This window comes from Marinobacter sp. F4216, assembly GCF_019931195.1.
In the GTDB taxonomy this organism is placed as follows: Bacteria; Pseudomonadota; Gammaproteobacteria; order Pseudomonadales; family Oleiphilaceae; genus Marinobacter; species Marinobacter suaedae.
The window spans coordinates 58910-76715 of record NZ_JAIOUO010000009.1; the positions used below are offsets into that span (position 1 = coordinate 58910).

Annotated in this window: 15 protein-coding genes; 9 read left to right on the forward strand and 6 right to left on the reverse strand. The window is 59.7% G+C overall.

Features of this window, described 5'->3' with window-relative positions; genetic code table 11:
* Positions 1–47 precede the first annotated feature (47 nt).
* Both K8I84_RS16255 and K8I84_RS16260 read right to left on the reverse strand, forming a co-directional pair.
* Positions 48–794, reverse strand: coding sequence for a LytR/AlgR family response regulator transcription factor (locus tag K8I84_RS16255; RefSeq protein WP_223795821.1), 747 nt, complete (start codon positions 792–794; stop codon positions 48–50).
* Positions 795–819: 25 nt separating this feature from the next.
* Positions 820–1812 carry a sensor histidine kinase gene (locus K8I84_RS16260; RefSeq protein ID WP_223795822.1) on the reverse strand — a complete coding sequence of 331 codons (993 nt, stop codon included), beginning with the start codon at positions 1810–1812 and terminating at the stop codon, positions 820–822.
* A 176-nt stretch (positions 1813–1988) separates the two neighbouring features.
* Between K8I84_RS16260 and argH the strand changes: the two genes are divergently transcribed.
* Complete coding sequence (argH, locus tag K8I84_RS16265; RefSeq protein ID WP_223795823.1) at positions 1989–3401, forward strand: argininosuccinate lyase; 1413 nt, start codon at positions 1989–1991, stop codon at positions 3399–3401.
* A gap of 26 nt (positions 3402–3427) precedes the next feature.
* Here the strand turns inward: argH and K8I84_RS16270 are convergent, their stop codons facing one another.
* Complete coding sequence (locus K8I84_RS16270; protein ID WP_223795824.1) at positions 3428–5863, reverse strand: EAL domain-containing protein; 2436 nt, start codon at positions 5861–5863, stop codon at positions 3428–3430.
* Positions 5864–6215: 352 nt separating this feature from the next.
* Here K8I84_RS16270 and lptM point away from each other — a divergent pair, with 352 nt between their 5' ends.
* Genes lptM through xerC form a run of 5 tightly spaced genes read left to right on the forward strand, consistent with a single transcriptional unit; the run spans position 6216 to position 10344 of the window.
* On the forward strand, positions 6216–6383 hold the full coding sequence (gene lptM / locus K8I84_RS16275) for an LPS translocon maturation chaperone LptM (RefSeq protein ID WP_223795825.1): 168 nt from the start codon (positions 6216–6218) through the stop codon (positions 6381–6383).
* A 39-nt stretch (positions 6384–6422) separates the two neighbouring features.
* Positions 6423–7673 carry a diaminopimelate decarboxylase gene (gene lysA / locus K8I84_RS16280; protein ID WP_223795826.1) on the forward strand — a complete coding sequence of 417 codons (1251 nt, stop codon included), beginning with the start codon at positions 6423–6425 and terminating at the stop codon, positions 7671–7673.
* 14 nt (positions 7674–7687) lie between these two features.
* Positions 7688–8611 (forward strand): diaminopimelate epimerase, encoded by a 924-nt coding sequence (gene dapF, locus K8I84_RS16285; protein ID WP_223795827.1) that lies wholly within the window; start codon positions 7688–7690, stop codon positions 8609–8611.
* Between the two features lie 17 nt (positions 8612–8628).
* On the forward strand, positions 8629–9375 hold the full coding sequence (locus K8I84_RS16290; protein WP_223795828.1) for a DUF484 family protein: 747 nt from the start codon (positions 8629–8631) through the stop codon (positions 9373–9375).
* 15 nt (positions 9376–9390) lie between these two features.
* Complete coding sequence (xerC, locus tag K8I84_RS16295; protein WP_223795829.1) at positions 9391–10344, forward strand: tyrosine recombinase XerC; 954 nt, start codon at positions 9391–9393, stop codon at positions 10342–10344.
* A 134-nt stretch (positions 10345–10478) separates the two neighbouring features.
* Here xerC and K8I84_RS16300 read toward each other — a convergent pair whose 3' ends face one another.
* Positions 10479–10712 (reverse strand): DUF2789 domain-containing protein, encoded by a 234-nt coding sequence (locus K8I84_RS16300; RefSeq protein WP_223795830.1) that lies wholly within the window; start codon positions 10710–10712, stop codon positions 10479–10481.
* 95 nt (positions 10713–10807) lie between these two features.
* Here K8I84_RS16300 and K8I84_RS16305 point away from each other — a divergent pair, with 95 nt between their 5' ends.
* Positions 10808–13597 carry an ATP-binding protein gene (locus K8I84_RS16305; RefSeq protein WP_223795831.1) on the forward strand — a complete coding sequence of 930 codons (2790 nt, stop codon included), beginning with the start codon at positions 10808–10810 and terminating at the stop codon, positions 13595–13597.
* Between the two features lie 9 nt (positions 13598–13606).
* Here the strand turns inward: K8I84_RS16305 and K8I84_RS16310 are convergent, their stop codons facing one another.
* Entirely contained in the window at positions 13607–13972 is a 366-nt protein-coding gene (locus tag K8I84_RS16310; protein WP_223795832.1) for a hypothetical protein, read from the reverse strand.
* A gap of 223 nt (positions 13973–14195) precedes the next feature.
* On the opposite strand from K8I84_RS16310, the gene K8I84_RS16315 reads away from it, so the two are divergent.
* A complete protein-coding gene (locus K8I84_RS16315) occupies positions 14196–14798 on the forward strand; it encodes a hypothetical protein (protein ID WP_223795833.1) in 603 nt (200 codons plus the stop codon).
* Between the two features lie 35 nt (positions 14799–14833).
* Positions 14834–17044 carry a patatin-like phospholipase family protein gene (locus K8I84_RS16320; RefSeq protein ID WP_223795834.1) on the forward strand — a complete coding sequence of 737 codons (2211 nt, stop codon included), beginning with the start codon at positions 14834–14836 and terminating at the stop codon, positions 17042–17044.
* On the opposite strand, the gene K8I84_RS16325 is transcribed toward K8I84_RS16320, so the two are convergent.
* Positions 17045–17722: a GntR family transcriptional regulator gene (locus tag K8I84_RS16325; protein WP_223795835.1), complete on the reverse strand. Its 678-nt coding sequence runs from the start codon at positions 17720–17722 to the stop codon at positions 17045–17047.
* Positions 17723–17806 lie beyond the last annotated feature (84 nt).

Consider the following 17806-nt stretch of genomic DNA (forward strand, 5'->3'; position numbering starts at 1 on the left):
GATGGGCCAAATGTCCCGTGCCGGTGGGTCTTCTGTTCGGGAAAAACCTAGCCCGGCTGATGGTCGTGCAACCACTGGCGCACGCTGCTGGCGTGGCGGCGGCTGACCGGAAGTGCCCCTCGTCCGTCCTTGAGCTCGACCACCGCCTGGCCCTGATCCGTGCGGGTCAGCGCCTGGATAAACCGAACCCCCACCAGGGTCTGCCGGTGGATGCGCAAAAGGTGGCCCGGGTAGGTGCTCTCGAGCTCCTTCAGTGTGTAATCACAGACCGTTTCACCCTCGGAGTGGTGCAGGGTGACGTACTTCTGGTCGGCTTCACAGTAGACGATGTTGACCAGATCAATCAGCTCGGTACCGCGATGGGTCCGAACCGCCAGTTGCTCGTCACTTCCCTGGTTCAGGGCACCGAGGGTCTGGGCCTGCACCCGGTTGACCCGTCCGGCACGGTTGAGGGCATCGGCCAGCGCTTCCTTTCGGACAGGTTTGAGCAGGTAAGCGATGGCCTGTACCCCAAAGGCCTCGATGGCATAGTGGTCGTACGCGGTACAGAAAATGAGCGCGGGTGGATTGGCCAGCTTTTCGAGCCGGCCGGCCGCCGCCATGCCATCCAGCCCCGGCATGCGGATGTCCAGCAGCATGATGTCCGGCTCCAGCTTAGCTACCTGGGCCAGTGCGCTATCACCATCGGACGCCTCACCGCAAACCTCGTAGCCCGGCAGGGCTTCTACCAGGCGCCGAAGGCGCTCGCGGGCCAGGGGTTCGTCGTCGGCAACCAGGATGCGGCGGTTGGTCATGGCAGTAGGTGGCACCTTTTTCGGTTCATAGAGTTGAGCCGGCGCTGGATTGCGATGGCAACTTCCGGCGCGGCAGCCGGAGTGTGACCGTATATGTATCGTTCTGCTGGCTGTGTTTCAACACGGCCGGTTCCCCGAACAGGGCGGCCAGGCGCGACTGGATATTGCCCAGTGCCATACGGTTACCTTCATGCTGACGACCGCTCTGGTCGGGCTTGGGATTTTGCACCAGCAGGTAGACAAACTGGCCCCGGGCCTGTGCTTCGATCCGCACCGTGCCGCCGGCGGCGCAGGGCTGGATGCCGTGGTAAATGGCGTTTTCCACCAGAGGCTGCAGGGCCAGCGGTGGAATGGCCTGGTGCTCCAGTCCCGGCGCGATGTCCCATTCCACGTGCAGCCGGTCCCCCAGGCGAAGCGCTTCGATGCCGAGGTAGCGCCGGCACAGCTCGAGCTCGCGCCCCAGTGGCACCAGCTGATCCGTGTTGCGCAGGCTGGCCCGGAACAGTTCGGACAGATCGAGAACGGCTTCTTCGGCCTGTTCCGGATTGATGGCGATGAGGCTGGCTATGGTGTTCATGCTGTTAAACAGGAAGTGAGGCTGAATCCGGGCCTGGAGTGCCGCCAGATGCGCCTGCATTTCCGCCTCCCGTTGTTCCTGCCACTGATGCTGAAGGTAGAAATACCGAAGCACGATCAACGCGATCAGCAGTGCCATCAGCATTTTCTTGGCGATGCTTTGCCAAGCAGCCAGATCCTGATTCGGTTGCAGCAGGCTATCGGCGAATAGACTGAAGGCCAGTACGTCCAGCAGGACGATCCCGACAATGCACAGGGTGGCCATGGGAATGGATAACTGGGCCAGTTTCGCCCGGAACACACAGATAAGGGCGGCGCTGGTGAGCGTGGTCCATTGCACGAACAGGGACAGGAGCCCGAAGAAGCTCCAGTCAATCCAGCCGGACTCGGCCTGAACAATGGCCAATACAAGCACCAGCAGTTCGCTGGTCACCAGAAGCATGAAAACGGCCCGCACCCGGCACAGGTCCGGAACGAAAAACTCGTTGGATGTTACTGCCTTGTCGCCTTTCAGGGGTGGCTCCTTACAGGGGTCGGAATGCTATACTCGCGCCACATCCAATGTACCTTATTATTCCCCGCCAGATGATGCCGGGCTGTTTGCAGGAAAGATAGATCATGACGGATCAGAAAAAATCTGAACAGAGCACAACCTCCGAAAAACCCTGGGGTGGACGTTTCAGCGAACCCACCGATGCCTTTGTTGAGCGATTCACCGCATCTGTCGGTTTTGATCAGCGCCTGTACCACCATGACATCACTGGCTCCATTGCCCACGCCACCATGCTTGCCTCGGTCGGTGTTCTGACCGACCAGGAGCGGGATGCCATCATCGAGGGGCTGAACGGGGTTAAGGCGGATATTGAATCCGGAGCGTTCGAGTGGTCGGTCAGCCTGGAAGACGTGCACATGAACGTGGAGGCACGTCTGACCGACCGTATCGGCATCACCGGTAAAAAGCTGCACACCGGCCGCAGCCGGAATGACCAGGTGGCCACCGATATCCGCCTGTACCTGCGGGACGAGATCGATGTGATCGCCGAGGAGCTGACCCGCCTGAAGGCCGGACTGCTGGATCTGGCAGAGCGGGAAGCGGACACCATCATGCCCGGCTTTACCCATCTGCAAACGGCCCAGCCGGTAACCTTTGGTCATCACCTGATGGCTTGGTACGAAATGCTGGTGCGTGACGCAGACCGCCTGCAGGACTGCCGCAAGCGGGTGAACGTGATGCCGCTGGGCGCGGCCGCCCTGGCGGGCACGACCTATCCCATAGACCGCGACATGACCGCCCGGTTGCTGGGTTTTGACCGTCCCACTGAAAACTCGCTGGACTCGGTCGGCGACCGGGACTTCGCCATTGAGTTCTGCAGCTTTGCGTCCCTGCTGATGACGCATCTGTCCCGATTCAGCGAGGAGCTGGTCTTGTGGACCTCCGCCCAGTTCGACTTCATCGATCTGCCGGATCGTTTTTGCACTGGTTCCTCCATCATGCCGCAGAAAAAGAATCCGGATGTGCCGGAACTGGTGCGGGGCAAAACCGGCCGTGTGAATGGTCACCTCATCAGTCTGCTCACCCTGATGAAGAGTCAGCCCCTGGCTTACAACAAGGACAACCAGGAAGACAAGGAACCCCTGTTCGATACCGTGGATACCATCAAGGGCTGTCTGAAAGCCTACGCCGACATGATTCCGGCCATTCGCTCCAAGGCTGACAACATGCGTGTGGCCGCCAAACAGGGCTTCTCAACGGCGACCGATCTGGCGGATTACCTGGTCAAGAAAGGGGTACCGTTCCGGGATGCCCACGAAATCGTTGGCAAGTCCGTCGCTTTCGGTGTGGCGGAAGGTCGGGATCTGTCCGAGATGTCCCTGGAAGAGCTGCGTCAGTTCTCTGATGTCATCGGCGAAGATGTTTTCGATGTGTTGACGCTGGAAGGCTCGGTTCAGGCCCGGAACCATCTGGGGGGAACCGCGCCGGAGCAGGTTCGCGCCGCGGTGGCTCGCGCTCGCGCCCGGTTGGCAGGCTGAGTCAGGCAGGATTTCCGGGCGCGGGGTTAACCGCCGATGCGCCCGGTCGTCAGTTGCACGGTTGCTGGCGTCAGTTCAGCCAAGGGTTTCGGGCGAGAAAACCGGAAACCCTGACCGTAATGGATACCCAGGGCACGAACCTTCCGGAGTGTATCTTCACTTTCGATGCAGGTCGCGACGGTGACTTTGCCCGCCACTTCGGCGATCCGGTGCAAGGCCTCAACCATCACCTGCTGAACCGGATCTTTCTCCAGATCCTCCACCAACCGGCGGTCCAGTTTGATGATGTCTACCGGCAGCCTGGCGGCCAGACTGTAGCTCTCCACCGAAGCGCCGGCACCGTCCAGGGCCACCCGGCACCCTGCCTTGTTCAGTGCATCACAGAGGACTGCCACCTCATCGGGGTACTGGGTGGCGTGGGCTTCGCGAATTTCAAAGCAGAAACAGTCCGAGTCAAAGGGTGAGTCGTCCAGCAGGCTCTCGATGAAGTCGGCGAAGGTATCGTCCAGTACACTCGCAAGCGACAGGTTGAAGCCACAGTACTTGAGTCGGGGTTCCAGCAGGGGCTGAGAATTCAGCCAGATGAAGGTCTGTCGGATAACCTGACGGTCCAGGCGCTTGGCCAGATCAAAGCGCTCAGCAATGGGCAGGAACTGATCCGGTCCAAGGGTGTCCTGGGTGGCATTGTTGGCAGGGATCCGGGCCAGGATTTCAATATGATCGCCCCAGGTAGCGCTGGCAACCGGCTTGAAGGACTGGAACTCGAGAATCAGCCGTTCGTTGTCCAGTGCCTCGCGAATCTGTTCCGCTTCCTTCCAGGCTTCGCTCTCGTCGACATGCTCTCCTGCGGCACGAGCTGTGTGAATCCGGTTGCGGCCGGAAATCTTGGCGGTATGGCACAGGTCTGCGGCCTGGCTGAGCAAGAGCTCCGGATCATTCGGCGCATCGTTGTCCATGATAAGCAGCCCGCCGGACGCCGTTGTTTGAAGGCTTTCGCCTTGCCACTGGAATACAAACTCGGATATGGCATCGAGAATGTTGTCGGCGATTTTCCGGGCCCGGGACTCGGGACAGTTTTCAATCAGCAGGACAAAGGTATCGCCCGAAAGGCGTGACAGCGCGTCTCTCTGGCGCACGCGAATGCCCAGATTGCCTGCCAGTTCCCGCAGGTAACGGTCGCAGGTGCCACTGCCGGTCAGGTCGTTGAAACGCTCGAACTTGTCCAGGTCCAGGTAGAGCAGGCTATCGCAGGATTCCCGGTGGGTCTTGTGTTCCAGTGTCCTGAGCAGGCGGGCAATGAAGGCTCGACGGTTCATAAGGCCGGTCACCGGGTCGTGCCGGATACGGTATTCGCTGCTGGCGCTGTGGCTGGCTCGCGGGGCAATCTCCCGCCCGACATGGACTGCGCCGATGGGATCGCCCTGATCATTGGTCAGGCGCTGGTAATGGAATTCGTAGACCGGTAATTCCCGATTTTGTTGGGCCAGTGGCATTTCCACCACGAAGTTGTCCCGGTCAAAGGCTCGTTGCCACAGGCGCTCAATCAGCCGTCGTTCGTTGGGATGCTCGGTAAGCAGGCTTGTCAGACTGTCGCCCGGTCGAGGTCGGACACCGAAGATGGTTTCGAATTGCTGCACAAAGGCGTGGTTGCAATGCAGTAGGTTGAGCTTGAGATCAACCGCCGCGACGACATCCGGCGTGGACTGGGTCGTGGCTGCCAGTATCCGTTCGGCATCCCGGCGGGCCAGATCCCTTTGCATTTCCCGGGTGCGATCCACAAGCGTACCGCCGACCCGGCCGGATTGCTTGAGAGCACGACCATGAATGGTTACGCCTCGGACGTTCTGTCGGGAGGTCAGGATGTCCAGGTCAAGCGAAAACGACCGGCCGGATTGAATGCAGCGACGAAACATGGCCCGAACCCGGGGCTGGCCCGTCTGACAATAAAAAAGGGCCTGCTCCGGGGTGAGTTCTGTGTCGGTTCGCAGCTCCAGCAATTTGAACAGCCCATCGGTCCAGGTCATTTCGTTGTTCTGGGAATCCAGCTCCCAGATACCGGCGCTGGCGGTGTCCTCGGCCAGTTTAAGCAGGAGGGGGTCGATGGAGGCAATATCCCGGTGGGAAATGGTGGCGGAGGCGGCGGTGTCCGAATCCCGCATACTCACACGCATGCTCAGGCTGGCCGTGAAGAAGAATCCCTCCTTGTGCCGGAAGGTCACCAGAACGTTCTGGCCCCTCTCAATCCGGTTCCAGTTAGACGGCACGAAAGGGTCGTCCTGCCTGGATGCGAGGATGCTGTGAACAGGTCGCCCCTGCAGCTCCCGGGCGTCGTAGCCCAATACTGATTCGACGTATCGGTCGGCGAACATCACCTTGCCTTCGTCGTCGATACGCAACAGGGTTCTTCGGTCGGAATTCTGCGACAGGTCTGCTCTATGGCGACGGATGACGAACTCTTTCACGATGGATGAGCCTCGGTAATCTTGGTGTCGGATGTGCCGGTGATCTGGCGAGCGTGACAATATGTTTTTATTTTTCTGGGGGATGCCACGATTCAGCACACATAATACTGATCCTGTCGCTGAAAAGAACCTTTCCTAAGTACCGTTTTGTCTGTCCTCATGCCCCGATCATCCTCGATTTTGACGAGGGGCTTGGTCGTATTGCGCTCCTGCGCCTCTCGAGATCGGTTGCCGGTATGGGACGAACAGGATGAGATCGTTCCTCCCTGTTCGCCAGCTTGCGATCGTGGCCTCGCCGGGCAGGATGCCTGTCGGGTATACTCGGGCGAAAACACATTCAGAGGTTGCAGGAATGCGCGCCACCATTCTTTTGTTGGTCAGTCTGGCCCTAACGCCGGTGCTTTATGGCTGCGGCCAGAAAGGCGACCTGTATCTGCAGGATTCGGTTCCGTCCGATGAGCGTGCCGGGACCGGAACGTATGGCCAGCCAGCGCGCGATAACGAAGACACTGAACGTTAGTCCGTCACCTCTGTACCTGTAGGACGATGTAGGGAAGCCATGGATTACTTCAATTACCGCGACGGTGAACTGTTCGCCGAGGATCAGCCTGTCTCAGAGATTGCCGAGCGTTTCGGAACGCCGGCCTACGTGTACTCCAGGGCCACCCTGGAGCGCCATTACCGGGCCTATGACCAGGCTTTGAGCGGTCGGCCACATCTGGTCTGCTACGCGGTCAAAGCCAACAGCAACCTGGCGGTGCTGAACGTGCTGGCTCGCCTGGGTGCTGGCTTCGATATCGTTTCCGCCGGCGAGCTGGAACGGGTGCTCCGGGCCGGCGGATCGGCCGCCAAGGTGGTGTTTTCCGGCGTCGGCAAGCAGGAATGGGAAATGAAACGCGCCCTGGAAGCCGGCGTGCGCTGTTTTAATGTGGAGTCCGACACCGAACTGGACCGGCTGAATGCCGTGGCCGGCGAGCTGGGCGTGCGTGCGCCGGTGTCCCTGAGGGTGAATCCGGATGTGGATGCCGGTACCCATCCCTACATTTCTACCGGCCTGAAAGAGAACAAGTTCGGCATCGATATCGCGGAGGCGCCCGGGGTTTACGCGCGGGCCAGCAAACTGCCGAATCTGGACCTTATCGGTGTTGATTGTCACATCGGATCGCAACTGACCTCTGTGGATCCTTTCCTGGATGCGCTGGACCGGGTGATGGCACTGATCGATAGCCTGGCGGAGCAGGGCATTGTCATCCGGCATCTGGATATGGGCGGAGGCCTTGGCGTCACTTACGATCAGGAACAGCCGCCCCAGCCATCGGATTACGTCCGCGCTCTGGCAGAGCGCCTTGGTGACCGGGAGCTGGAGCTGGTGCTGGAGCCGGGCCGGTCGATTGCGGCGAACGCGGGTATCCTGCTGACGCGGGTCGAATTTTTGAAGTGCACCGAGCACAAGAATTTTGCCGTAATCGATGCGGCCATGAACGATCTGATTCGTCCGGCTTTGTACAGTGCCTGGCAGGCGATTATACCGGCGAAGCCGCGTCAGGATGGCGCAGAAAAGAACTGGGACCTGGTTGGGCCTGTGTGCGAAACCGGTGATTTCCTGGGTAAGGACCGCAGCCTCAGCCTGCAGCCGGGTGACTTGCTGGCGGTGCGATCGGCGGGCGCCTACGGATTCGTGATGAGCTCCAACTACAACTCCCGCAACCGTCCTCCCGAGCTGATGGTGGATGGCAATCAGGTGCACGTGGTTCGGCGACGGGAAACCCTCGACGACCAGCTGGCACCCGAGAGTTGTCTGCCGGAATGAGGGAGTCGCGGGACATGAGTCAGCACCGACGCGGACAGGGACAGGGACCAGCATTGCGTTTCACCAAGATGCACGGCCTGGGCAACGATTTCATGGTGGTGGACGCCATCAGCCAGCCGTTTCGCCTGCGCCCGGAGATGATTCGCAAACTTTCCGACCGGAACTTCGGCATCGGCTTTGACCAGCTGCTGGTGGTAGAACCGCCGGGTCTGCCGGACGTGGATTTTCGCTACCGTATTTTCAATGCCGATGGTTCCGAGGTGGAGCAGTGCGGAAACGGCGCCCGTTGTTTCGCCAGCTTCGTCCGGGACCAGCGCCTGACCAACAAGAAAGTGATTCGGGTTCAGACCGCTAAGGGCGTGATCGAGCTGCGACTGGGCAAGCAGGGCATGGTGACCGTGAACATGGGGGTGCCGGAGATGAATCCCCCGGCCATTCCATTTGCCGCGGATCAGCAGAAAACCGTATACACCGTGGAAGTGGAAGGCCAGGCCGTCGAGCTGAGTGCCGTATCCATGGGCAACCCCCACGGTGTCCTGGTAGTGGATAATGTCGACACGGCGCCGGTGGAAACCCTGGGCCCGTTGCTCGAATCCCACCCCCGTTTTCCCGCCAAAGCCAACATCGGTTTCCTGCAGGTCATCGATCGTAAGCGTGCCCGCTTGCGTGTCTATGAACGGGGTGCCGGGGAAACGCTCGCCTGTGGATCCGGGGCTTGTGCCGCAGTGGTGGCCGGTCGCCTCCGGGGGCTGCTGGATAGCCGGGTCGAGGTCGAACTGCGCGGTGGCCGGCTGGTCATCGAATGGCAGGGGGAAGGGGCCCCTGTTATGATGGATGGCCCTGTAACCACGGTCTTTGAAGGCCAGATGCGACTGCCGGGTGGAGACAAACCGGGCCGTCGTCCGAAACACGGAAAGCCCGCACGAAAACGGTCCTGACCGTCAGGAGACACAGAATGACAGAACAGACGGCCCACCAGAAGGTCGATGACATTACCCGCGAACAGGTGGTCCAGTACCTGAAAGACAATCCGGACTTCTTCGTCGGTCAGGACGACCTGCTGCGCGTATTGACGCTGCCACACGACAGTGGCCGGGCTATTTCCCTGGTGGAGCGACAGGTGCACCTGTTCCGCGAACAGCGGGATATGCTCCAGGGTGAGCTGGGCGAACTGGTGTCCATTGCCCGCCAGAATGACCGTCTGTTCGAGAAGAGCAAGCGAATGCTGCTGCAGGTGATTGAGGCGCGTAACGTCAATGATATGGCGGCGGTGATTGATGACAGCATCCGGGGCGATTTCGGCCTGGATGCGGCGTCGGTCTTGCTCTTCACCGACAGCGACTTGCCTGAGGTATCGCAAGGCGCGCTGCATGTGGTCAGTCCGCAGGACGCCCGGGAACGCCTGGGCAGTCTTCTGGAAGGTGACCGTGCCGTATGCGGCCAGTTCCGCGAGAACGAGCGGGAATTCCTGTTCCCCGACCGGGACGATCCCATCGCCTCGGTTGCGCTGGTGCCCCTGCGCAGCCAGGGCCTGGTTGGCGTGTTTGCGGTGGGGAGTTGCGAACCGGGTTACTTCGATCAGAGCATGGGGTCCATGTTCCTGAGCTATATCAGCGATACCCTCAGTCGCTTGCTGCCACCCATGCTTGAACGCCACAGCACGGTGGTGGAGACCACCGGGCGGACCGCGGAGAACTCTTGAGTGCCCGGGGAGCAGATGGCTGATAGTCTGCCGGGGTCCCTGGCTGCCCCTCTAACTGACTTCATTCAGCATCTGGCCTCGGAAACCCGTCACTCCCAGCGCACCTGCGACAGTTACCGGAGGGATTTGGATCGTCTGGCGGGCTGGCTCCATCAGCGCCAGTTTGACCAGTGGCATCGACTCAACGCCCATGACGTTCGACGCTATTCCGCCGACCTGGCCCGGCAAGGTCTGAGCGGCCGCAGTATCGCCCGCCACCTGTCGTCGATCCGGCGCTTTTACCGGTTCCTGGTGCGGGAAAAACTGGCCACCGATAATCCAGCCCTGGATATACGAGCCCCCAAGAGCGGCCGTCGGCTGCCCAAGGTTGCGGACGTGGACCAGGTGAACCACCTCCTTGATGCCAACCCCGACGATCCCCTCGAAGTGCGTGATCTGTGCATGTTTGAACTGATCTATTCATCCGGTCTGCGTCTGTCTGAGCTGGCTGGGCTGAATGTGGATTCGGTGGATCTTCGAGGTGGCCAGTTACGCGTGTTGGGTAAGGGGGGCAAGGAGCGGGATCTCCCTGTTGGCCGCAAGGCCGTCGCGGCGATCCAGGCCTGGTTGCCGGTGCGAGCCGGACTGACTGGAGACGCGGAACCGGCGCTGTTTGTCAGTCAGCGCGGTGACCGCCTCAGCCATCGAAGTATCCAGTCGCGCCTGAGTCGGTGGGGTGTGTTGAAAGGGGCCGACCAGAGACTGCATCCTCATATGCTACGGCACTCCTTCGCCAGCCACATGCTGGAATCCAGTGGCGATCTGAGGGCGGTACAGGAATTGCTCGGTCACGCGGATATCGCAACCACCCAGGTATATACCCATCTGGATTTCCAGCACCTGGCCCAGGTGTATGACCAGAGCCATCCGCGGGCTCGCAGACGTCGGCAGGACCAGCACTCTGGCCCGGGCTGTGAGGATCGGAAATAGGTGATGATCAGAACGATCGCAATCGATGTGCGGTCTCAGGGTCTTCAGGCGTTTACGATGCCCGTGCTTCCGTCCAGGGCGATTGTCCACTCAGCGGATACCGGCAAAGACTCGGTTGTGATTGAATCGGTGTCTCAATGACGCATTCTGGCATCCAGTTCATCAATTATTTCAGCCCAGTCGCTGTCCTGCTCCAGGCCTTCCTCCAGAAAGTTGGACTGGCTTTCGGACCAGAAGGGCGCATCCTGGATCGCGGTGCCGGCCGGGAGCGGCGAGTGCTCGCTGATGAACTGATCCACACTGGCCTCATCGGAAGGCAGTCCCAGTTGCTCAAACAGGGTATTGATAGTGTGCTTGCTGGTATCCATGACTACGGCGCTCCCGACGTTGTTTGCCCGAATGAAATTGTCTCTGATTGCAGGTATGGTTCCCTGAAATGTAGCGGAACCCTTAAGGATATCCAGTGAAGGCCGCGCTTCCACTTTTGTTGCTTTGTCTGTTGTCTCTGGCCAGCGCATCGTTGCGGGCGGATCCTCCGCAGCAGTCCCCTGCGCCGGTGCTTGGCAGCGACGATCTGGACTGGCTGGATACGAAGGAAACTTTTCGGATTGGCATCCGGGAGCCGCGGGTCCCGCTGATGTTTGATATCGGCGATGGCACCATGGCCGGTATCTTCGTCGATTACCTGGACCGGCTTTCGGAAAAGCTGGATAAGCCGGTAGAGGCCGTCGTTGTCGGAGGCACAGGTGGTGTTGAGGTCCCGTCGGTCGACGCTCTGTTAACCGCCCGCCTGCCCGATACGCCGGTGCCCCCAGGCCAGAAGGTCACCGAACCCCTGATGTCACTGACCTACGGCCTGTTCATCGGTGCCGGAGACCTGGCCATCCGTGGTCTTGAGGATCTGGAGAACACCCGGATCGCGATCATCGAGACGGACCCGAACCAGTTCCCCATGCTGGACCCGGTGCAGAACTTCACGCCGGTGGAGGTGAAAAACCTGAGCGAGGCGGTCAGCAGTGTGCTCTCTGGCCGGGCTGACGCGTTTCTCGGACCGGTGCTGGTGGTGTCGGAGTATCTCCAGTCGGCGATGATCGATGGAATCGGCTTGTCGGAATTGCTGGATGAGCGCACTGCAGATGTGGTGCTGCAGGTGGATGCCGACAAGGATCAGCTGTTCCGGGTGCTGGAACAGGCCGTTCTGGCCATCAATCATTACGAGCACCGCGCCATCCGGCATTCCTGGCTACAGACCGATGTGCCCGCCCTGGAGCGGAACGGTTTTGAGCTGTCTGGCGCCGACCAGGACTGGTTAAAACGCAATGAGGATCTTCGGGTGGCATTCCGATCCGATTGGCCACCCTTCGAATTCGCCCAGGATGGTCGTCCGGGAGGCCTCGTGGCCGACCTGATGACCCGGCTGGAAAGCAAACTCAACCTGCGCTTTGAGCGGACCCTGGTATCGGATCGGATGACCGCAGAGGAGCAGTTGCGGGATGGTACGGTGGATATTCTCCCCGGACTGGCTCGAACGCCTCGCAACGAACAGGATTTTCTGTTCACCCGGGCTTATCTGACGGTCCCCATTGCCCTCGCGATACGGGACGAGGGGCGGTTTATTGGTGACTTACGGGAGATTCAGGGGGAACGTGTTGGTGTGGTTAATCGCCACGCGGCACACGATTACCTGCTGATCAACCATCCGGAACTGAACCTGTTCCCGGTCAGCACGGTGGAAGAGGGGCTTCTGGCTCTCTCCAATGGCGACCTGGATGTGATGGTGACGCACATTCCGGCGGTCAGTTACACCGTCGCGAGGCTCGGCCTGGCGAATCTCAGGATCACCAGTATCACTCCTTATGCTTACGACCTGCGGTTGGCGGTTAAGGCCGACCGGCCCGATCTGCACCGAATCCTGAATCAGACGCTCAACAGCCTGGATGCCAGTGAAACCGAGGCCATCTACAACCAGTGGATCAACCTGGATATCGAGCAGGAGCCGGACTACACCGTCGTGCGGCGGGTGATTCTGATAGCCATCGTGGTGGTACTGATCTTCCTGTACTGGAACCGCAAGCTGTCGCGGGAGGTGGATGAGCGAATCCGGTCCGAGAACGCCCTGCGCCGCAGTGAAGACGAACTCCGGGCCGCCAAACTCGAGGCTGAACGCCTGGCCCGGGAAGCTGAGGCAGCGAGTCGCGCCAAGAGTGAATTCCTGGCCAACATGTCCCACGAAATCCGCACCCCCATGAATGCGGTGATCGGTTACAGCGACTTGCTGACCAATACCGTCAAGGATCCCCAGCAGCGCAACTACCTGGAGGCGATCCGGGCGGGCAGCCGCAGCCTGTTGATGCTGATCAACGACATCCTCGATTTGTCCCGCATCGAGGCCGGTAAACTTCGTCTCGATTATTCGGCGGTGTCCCTGCGCCGTATGCTGGATGACGTTCGGCACATTTTCGATCTGCGTGCCCGGGAACAGGAAATTTCCCTGGAAGTGAGCGTTGACTCGGCCATGCCCGCGGCGATGATGCTGGACGAAACGCGGCTGAGGCAGGTGCTGTTTAATCTGGTGGGCAATGCCATCAAGTTCACCCACGAAGGCGGTGTGACGGTTCGGGCAACAGCAACGCCCCTGGAGCCAGCCGGGGAAGAGGAGAACCATGACTCCCCCACGCCCGATATTCAGCGGTATCGTCTGGTGATTACCGTAAAAGATACCGGCATCGGCGTGCCTGAAGACCAGAGGGAACGCATTTTTGAAGCCTTTGAACAACGCGAAGGCCAGAACACACGCCGCTATGGAGGTACAGGCCTTGGGCTGGCCATCAGCCGAAAACTGGTGCGTATGATGGGGGGCGAGCTGGAAGTTGAGAGCGAAGCCAACGTCGGCTCTGTGTTTACTGTGGTGTTGCCAGAGGTCGCCGCGACCGGTGAAATAGTCGAAGATCCGGGTAAGCCGAAAGAAGCGGAGACTCTGCTCGCCCAGGAGCTGAGTATTCAGGAACGTGGCTGGTTGCGTGAACAGTTGGCCAAGGACTTCGGCGATGAGTGGCAGGATGTCAGGGAGAGCGGAGACCCGGAGGCTATGAAAGACTTTGCGCGGCGGGTGCTGGCCTGGGGGCAGCGTTTCCGGTCACCGTCGGTGACCCAGTACGGGGAAAAGCTGCTGGCCGATGTGGAGGCGTTCAACCTGGATGCGGTCAACGGTGCGCTGGATGTGTTCCCGAGATTGCTGGGACGAGAGAACTAGAGGCGAAGCTTACAGGCAATCAAACTGGGAACGGCGGTCAAAGGCAACCGAGACCATGTCGTACCCGGAATCAGACAGCTCACGAATCAGGTCCCGATCCTTCAGCAGGGTCATGCAGACCTTGTGAACGCTGGCCTGAAGCTGCTCCATAGGTGGTTGCGTTGCCTGCAGGCGAAAGTCGACAATCAGGTATTTGCGCTCAATGTCGGCCGAGACCGGAATGTCCTGCCGCTCCACGCTTTCGTAACCGATGTAGGTCGCTTCGTCCCGGGCAAACACCTGGCTCATCAGCAGGTCAAGATTCTCGGCCTGCGCTGGAAGGGCAGGCAGCAGAAGGGCTGAGGCCAGTAGGCTGTGGATGAATGACGTTTTCATGGTTGGTTACCTGGTGACTTTTTTGTCATGTGTAACAAAGTGTAAGTGCTTGTCGCGGTCCATTTTTGCAGACCGGTTGGCATTTTAAAGAATTCGGACGAAAATTTTTTCAATTTTTTGCGGTTGTCAGCACCTCGGGGGTTATCTGCCGGCGGCGCTGCTCATGAAGTTTTCAACTATTCTTAACAACAACAGCAGTACAGACGTTATAAGAGGTAGTGGCATGTTTCAGCTTGTCTTCAAAGGGGAGTGCGTTCCGGGTACCGATACCCAGACTGCGCGAAACAATGCACGGGCCCTGTTCAAGGCCAGTGTCGAGCAGGTCGACCGGATGTTCAGTGGTCAACCCGTGGTGATCCGTAACAAGCTGGAAGAGGCGCAAGCCGAAAAATACCGCGCCGTACTGGGCAAACACGGCATGGTGGCTTATGTGCAGCCCATGCCGGGCACGACTCCGGTATCCGAATCAGCTCCCAGGCCACAAGCGGCGGCTCCCGCTCAACCTGCGCGGGAGACTGAGCCAGCAGCCCGGCCGACGAGCTCCGCAGCGGGCAGGGTGCCCGACACCGAACCGGGGGATCGGCTGCCGGTGGCGGGTGAAAAAGTGGATGACATACTGAGCGGCTCGGGGTTGGGCCTGGATCCGGCAGGCGTGAGACTGGTTGAGACTCAGGACGTCGAGGCACCTGAATTTGAGCATCTGGATGAGTGGTCATTGGCCCCGACCGGTAGTGATATCGGAATAAAGGAAGACCTTCCGCCGCCAATGGTTCCCGATGTGTCCCACCTGTCCCTGGCTCATGAGGAGACTGGCGGCAAGTCTTAGCGCCCACTCCCTGGCCGAGCGAAGAAAGGAATCTCATGCCAGTAAAACGCATTCTTTTTTGGATATTCCTCACGGGCGCATGGTTGGCGCCCGTTCTTTCTGCAGCAGAGCGGCCCAAGGTTGGCCTTGTGCTCAGCGGCGGTGGCGCCAAGGGCATGGCCCACGTCGGTGTGCTCAGGGTGCTCGAAGAGATGAACATCCCCGTCGATGTGGTGGTCGGCACCAGCGCGGGTGCCGCCGTAGGCGCCCTGTATGCGTCGGGCATGTCGGTCAAGGAAATCGAGACCCGCTTTCTCAAGCTGGATTGGGTTTCCAGTTTCAAAGACGACCCGGGCCGGATTTACAAACCTGTGCGCCGAAAAATGGAAGAAGTGCGCCTGCCGTTGATGCCGGGTATCGGGGTGGCTGCTGATGGTTTCCGGGTTGGCGGGGGCATCGTCGCTGGCCAGAACCTCGGGTTTATCCTCAACGAACTGACCCGCGATGATGCTCTGGTGGAAGATTTTGATCTTCTTGCTATTCCCTACCGCGCCGTTGCCACCGATCTGGAGACCGGAGAGCAGGTTGTCATGGGTAAGGGCAACCTGGCCGAAGCCGTTCGGGCCAGTATGAGTATTCCCGGGGTTTACGCGCCCGTGCGCCGGGATGGCCGTTTACTGGTGGACGGCGGTGTGGCGAACAATCTCCCGATCAGCGTTGCCCAGGACCTGGGAGCCGAGATCATCATCGCGGTGGACATTAGTGATGCGCTGATGGGGCGGGATGAGCTCACCGGCGCATTCTCGGTGGTTGGGCAGCTCACCACCATGATGACCCGCAGCAATACCGACGAGCAGCTAACCTTTCTGGGCGAAAGGGATGTGCTGATTCAGCCCGACCTTGAGGGTTACACCTCCGCCGATTTCTATGATGGTCTGGTTTTGTTCGAGCTGGGGGCCAGCGCTGCCCGGGAGCATGCGGTTGAGCTGCGGCCTCTGTCGGTATCAAAGAGACAGTGGTCGGAGTACCAGGAGCGTCGTGACTCCGGGAGTTTTCGGGTGGGGCGGGTCGCCAGTATCAATATCATTCATGGCAATGCTTTGGCGTCGAAGTTTATTCGGGAGCGGATCCGTCAGCAGGAAGGTATGCCGTTGCAGGTGGGGCTTCTTGAAGAGGATCTGAAGCGGATTTACGGCCTCGGATATTACGAAACCGTGTCCTACTCGGTGTCGCCGTCCCCGGATGGCAATGTTCTGAATATCCTGATTCAGGAGAAAAGCTGGGGCCCCAATTACCTGTCGTTTGGACTTGGGTATGAGGACAGTGTGGACGGCGATACCCGTTTCAATCTGGCCGGTGGCCTGACCTTGACCGAGTTAAACGATCTTGGGGCGGAATGGGCGACCGGTCTGCAGGTGGGCACGGAACCCTGGATCCGGTCCCAGTGGTATCAGCCACTGAACTACGGCTACGAGCGCTTCCTGGTGGTTGGCGGTGAGTACGACCGGGACATCTTTGGCGTCTACGACGGTGGCAGTGATCCGGTAGCCGAGCTGGAGGTGAATTACCGGCTGGTGGATGTGGCTCTGGGTATGGAATTTGGCTCCGAGCACGAAGTCCGGTTGAAGTATTTTCGCGGCGACGCCTCCATTGAAAATGTGGTTGGCCAGGTAGCGATCGAAGACGATGACATCCAGCAAGGTGGTATCAGCCTGCAGTGGGTGCACGATTCCCTGGATGATTCCTTTTATCCGTATTCCGGAGCCTTCGCCGGCCTGCGGGGGCGAATGGACCGAGACGGTCTGGGCTCTGAGCGCAGCTTCGATGCCATCAGTGGGATTGGTTTGGGCACGGATACCTGGCAGGGCTTCAACCTGACCGGGTTGTTCTATGGTGAGATCGTCACCCGGGGGGAACCGGGCATCGAAAATGCCGCCCGGCTGGGTGGCTTCCGGCGGCTGTCGGCGTTGGGGCCTGGCCAGATCTCGGGTGACAACGCCTTGATGGCCGCCATGTTCGGACGTAAAAACTTTGGTGGCCCGGTGGTGCCGGTTTTTGCCGGTGCAGGCTTTGAAGTGGGTAATGCCTGGGAATCACTGAGCGACGCAAGCTGGGGCAATTCGGTGCGTTCCTGGAGCCTGTTTGCCGGCGTGGACACCTTCCTGGGGCCGGTTCAGGTGGCGGCCGCATACAGCAACCTCGACACCTGGAGTGTCTATCTCAATATCGGCTATTCGTTTACCGAGCTGTTCTACGATTCGCCCTGATCAGGCGCCCTTGCGGTCACTACTGCGAAGGGCTTCCAGCACCTGCTGGCACTGCTGCAGGGCGTAGCGGCTAAGAATATCGTCCAGGCGTCGTTCGTCCCGGTCCCGGATGGCCTGAATGGACTCGCGCATGTGTTCCAGGTTGTCCTCCAAAACATGCTTGCCGCCTTGCTGGAAGGCAACGAAGGCACATCGCCTGGCAGACGGCCAGAGATCCTCGATGGCCGCCACGATAAAGTAATTATCGGCGTATGCCAGCGACGCCTTGGTGTATTCAATGCCCAGGTTCAGAAACGCCATCAGGTCACTGCGGTCATAGCAGTCCTGCATTTGAGCGTGCAGTGATTCCAGCCGTTCCATGTCTTCCGGTTGCCTGTTCCGGGTGAGCTTCTTGCCCGTGTGGGTCAGGTAGAGTTGCAGGGTTTCGTACAGGCTGCGGACAAAAAACTCATCCAGCGGGGTCACGAAGGCGCCCTTGCGGGGCACGTTCCTGACCAGGTGACGCTTCTCCAGCAGCAGCAGGCCCTCGCGGATGGATCCGTGGCTGACGTCCATTTCCTTGGCCATGGCTGCCTCGTAAATCCGCTCGCCGGAGTGAAGCTGTCCGAAGGCAATGAGGTTCTCGATATGGCGGGCGACCTGCTCGGTCAGGGTTTCTCTGGGCTTGAACGCATTCATATTGTTATATCGCTACTGCACCACTGTTTTGTTACGGAATACTCGCATATTCCGAGGCAAAGAAACCAGTCGTGACGAGCAGGA

Excerpts from the sequence above, each read along its gene's own strand:
- K8I84_RS16255 (WP_223795821.1), bottom strand. The coding sequence starts at position 794 with ATGACCAACCGCCGCATCCTGGTTGCCGACGACGAACCCCTGGCCCGC.
- K8I84_RS16260 (WP_223795822.1), bottom strand. The coding sequence starts at position 1,812 with ATGCTTCTGGTGACCAGCGAACTGCTGGTGCTTGTATTGGCCATTGTT.
- argH (WP_223795823.1), top strand. The coding sequence starts at position 1,989 with ATGACGGATCAGAAAAAATCTGAACAGAGCACAACCTCCGAAAAACCC.
- lptM (WP_223795825.1), top strand. The coding sequence starts at position 6,216 with ATGCGCGCCACCATTCTTTTGTTGGTCAGTCTGGCCCTAACGCCGGTG.
- lysA (WP_223795826.1), top strand. The coding sequence starts at position 6,423 with ATGGATTACTTCAATTACCGCGACGGTGAACTGTTCGCCGAGGATCAG.
- dapF (WP_223795827.1), top strand. The coding sequence starts at position 7,688 with ATGAGTCAGCACCGACGCGGACAGGGACAGGGACCAGCATTGCGTTTC.
- K8I84_RS16290 (WP_223795828.1), top strand. The coding sequence starts at position 8,629 with ATGACAGAACAGACGGCCCACCAGAAGGTCGATGACATTACCCGCGAA.
- xerC (WP_223795829.1), top strand. The coding sequence starts at position 9,391 with ATGGCTGATAGTCTGCCGGGGTCCCTGGCTGCCCCTCTAACTGACTTC.
- K8I84_RS16300 (WP_223795830.1), bottom strand. The coding sequence starts at position 10,712 with ATGGATACCAGCAAGCACACTATCAATACCCTGTTTGAGCAACTGGGA.
- K8I84_RS16310 (WP_223795832.1), bottom strand. The coding sequence starts at position 13,972 with ATGAAAACGTCATTCATCCACAGCCTACTGGCCTCAGCCCTTCTGCTG.
- K8I84_RS16315 (WP_223795833.1), top strand. The coding sequence starts at position 14,196 with ATGTTTCAGCTTGTCTTCAAAGGGGAGTGCGTTCCGGGTACCGATACC.
- K8I84_RS16320 (WP_223795834.1), top strand. The coding sequence starts at position 14,834 with ATGCCAGTAAAACGCATTCTTTTTTGGATATTCCTCACGGGCGCATGG.
- K8I84_RS16325 (WP_223795835.1), bottom strand. The coding sequence starts at position 17,722 with ATGAATGCGTTCAAGCCCAGAGAAACCCTGACCGAGCAGGTCGCCCGC.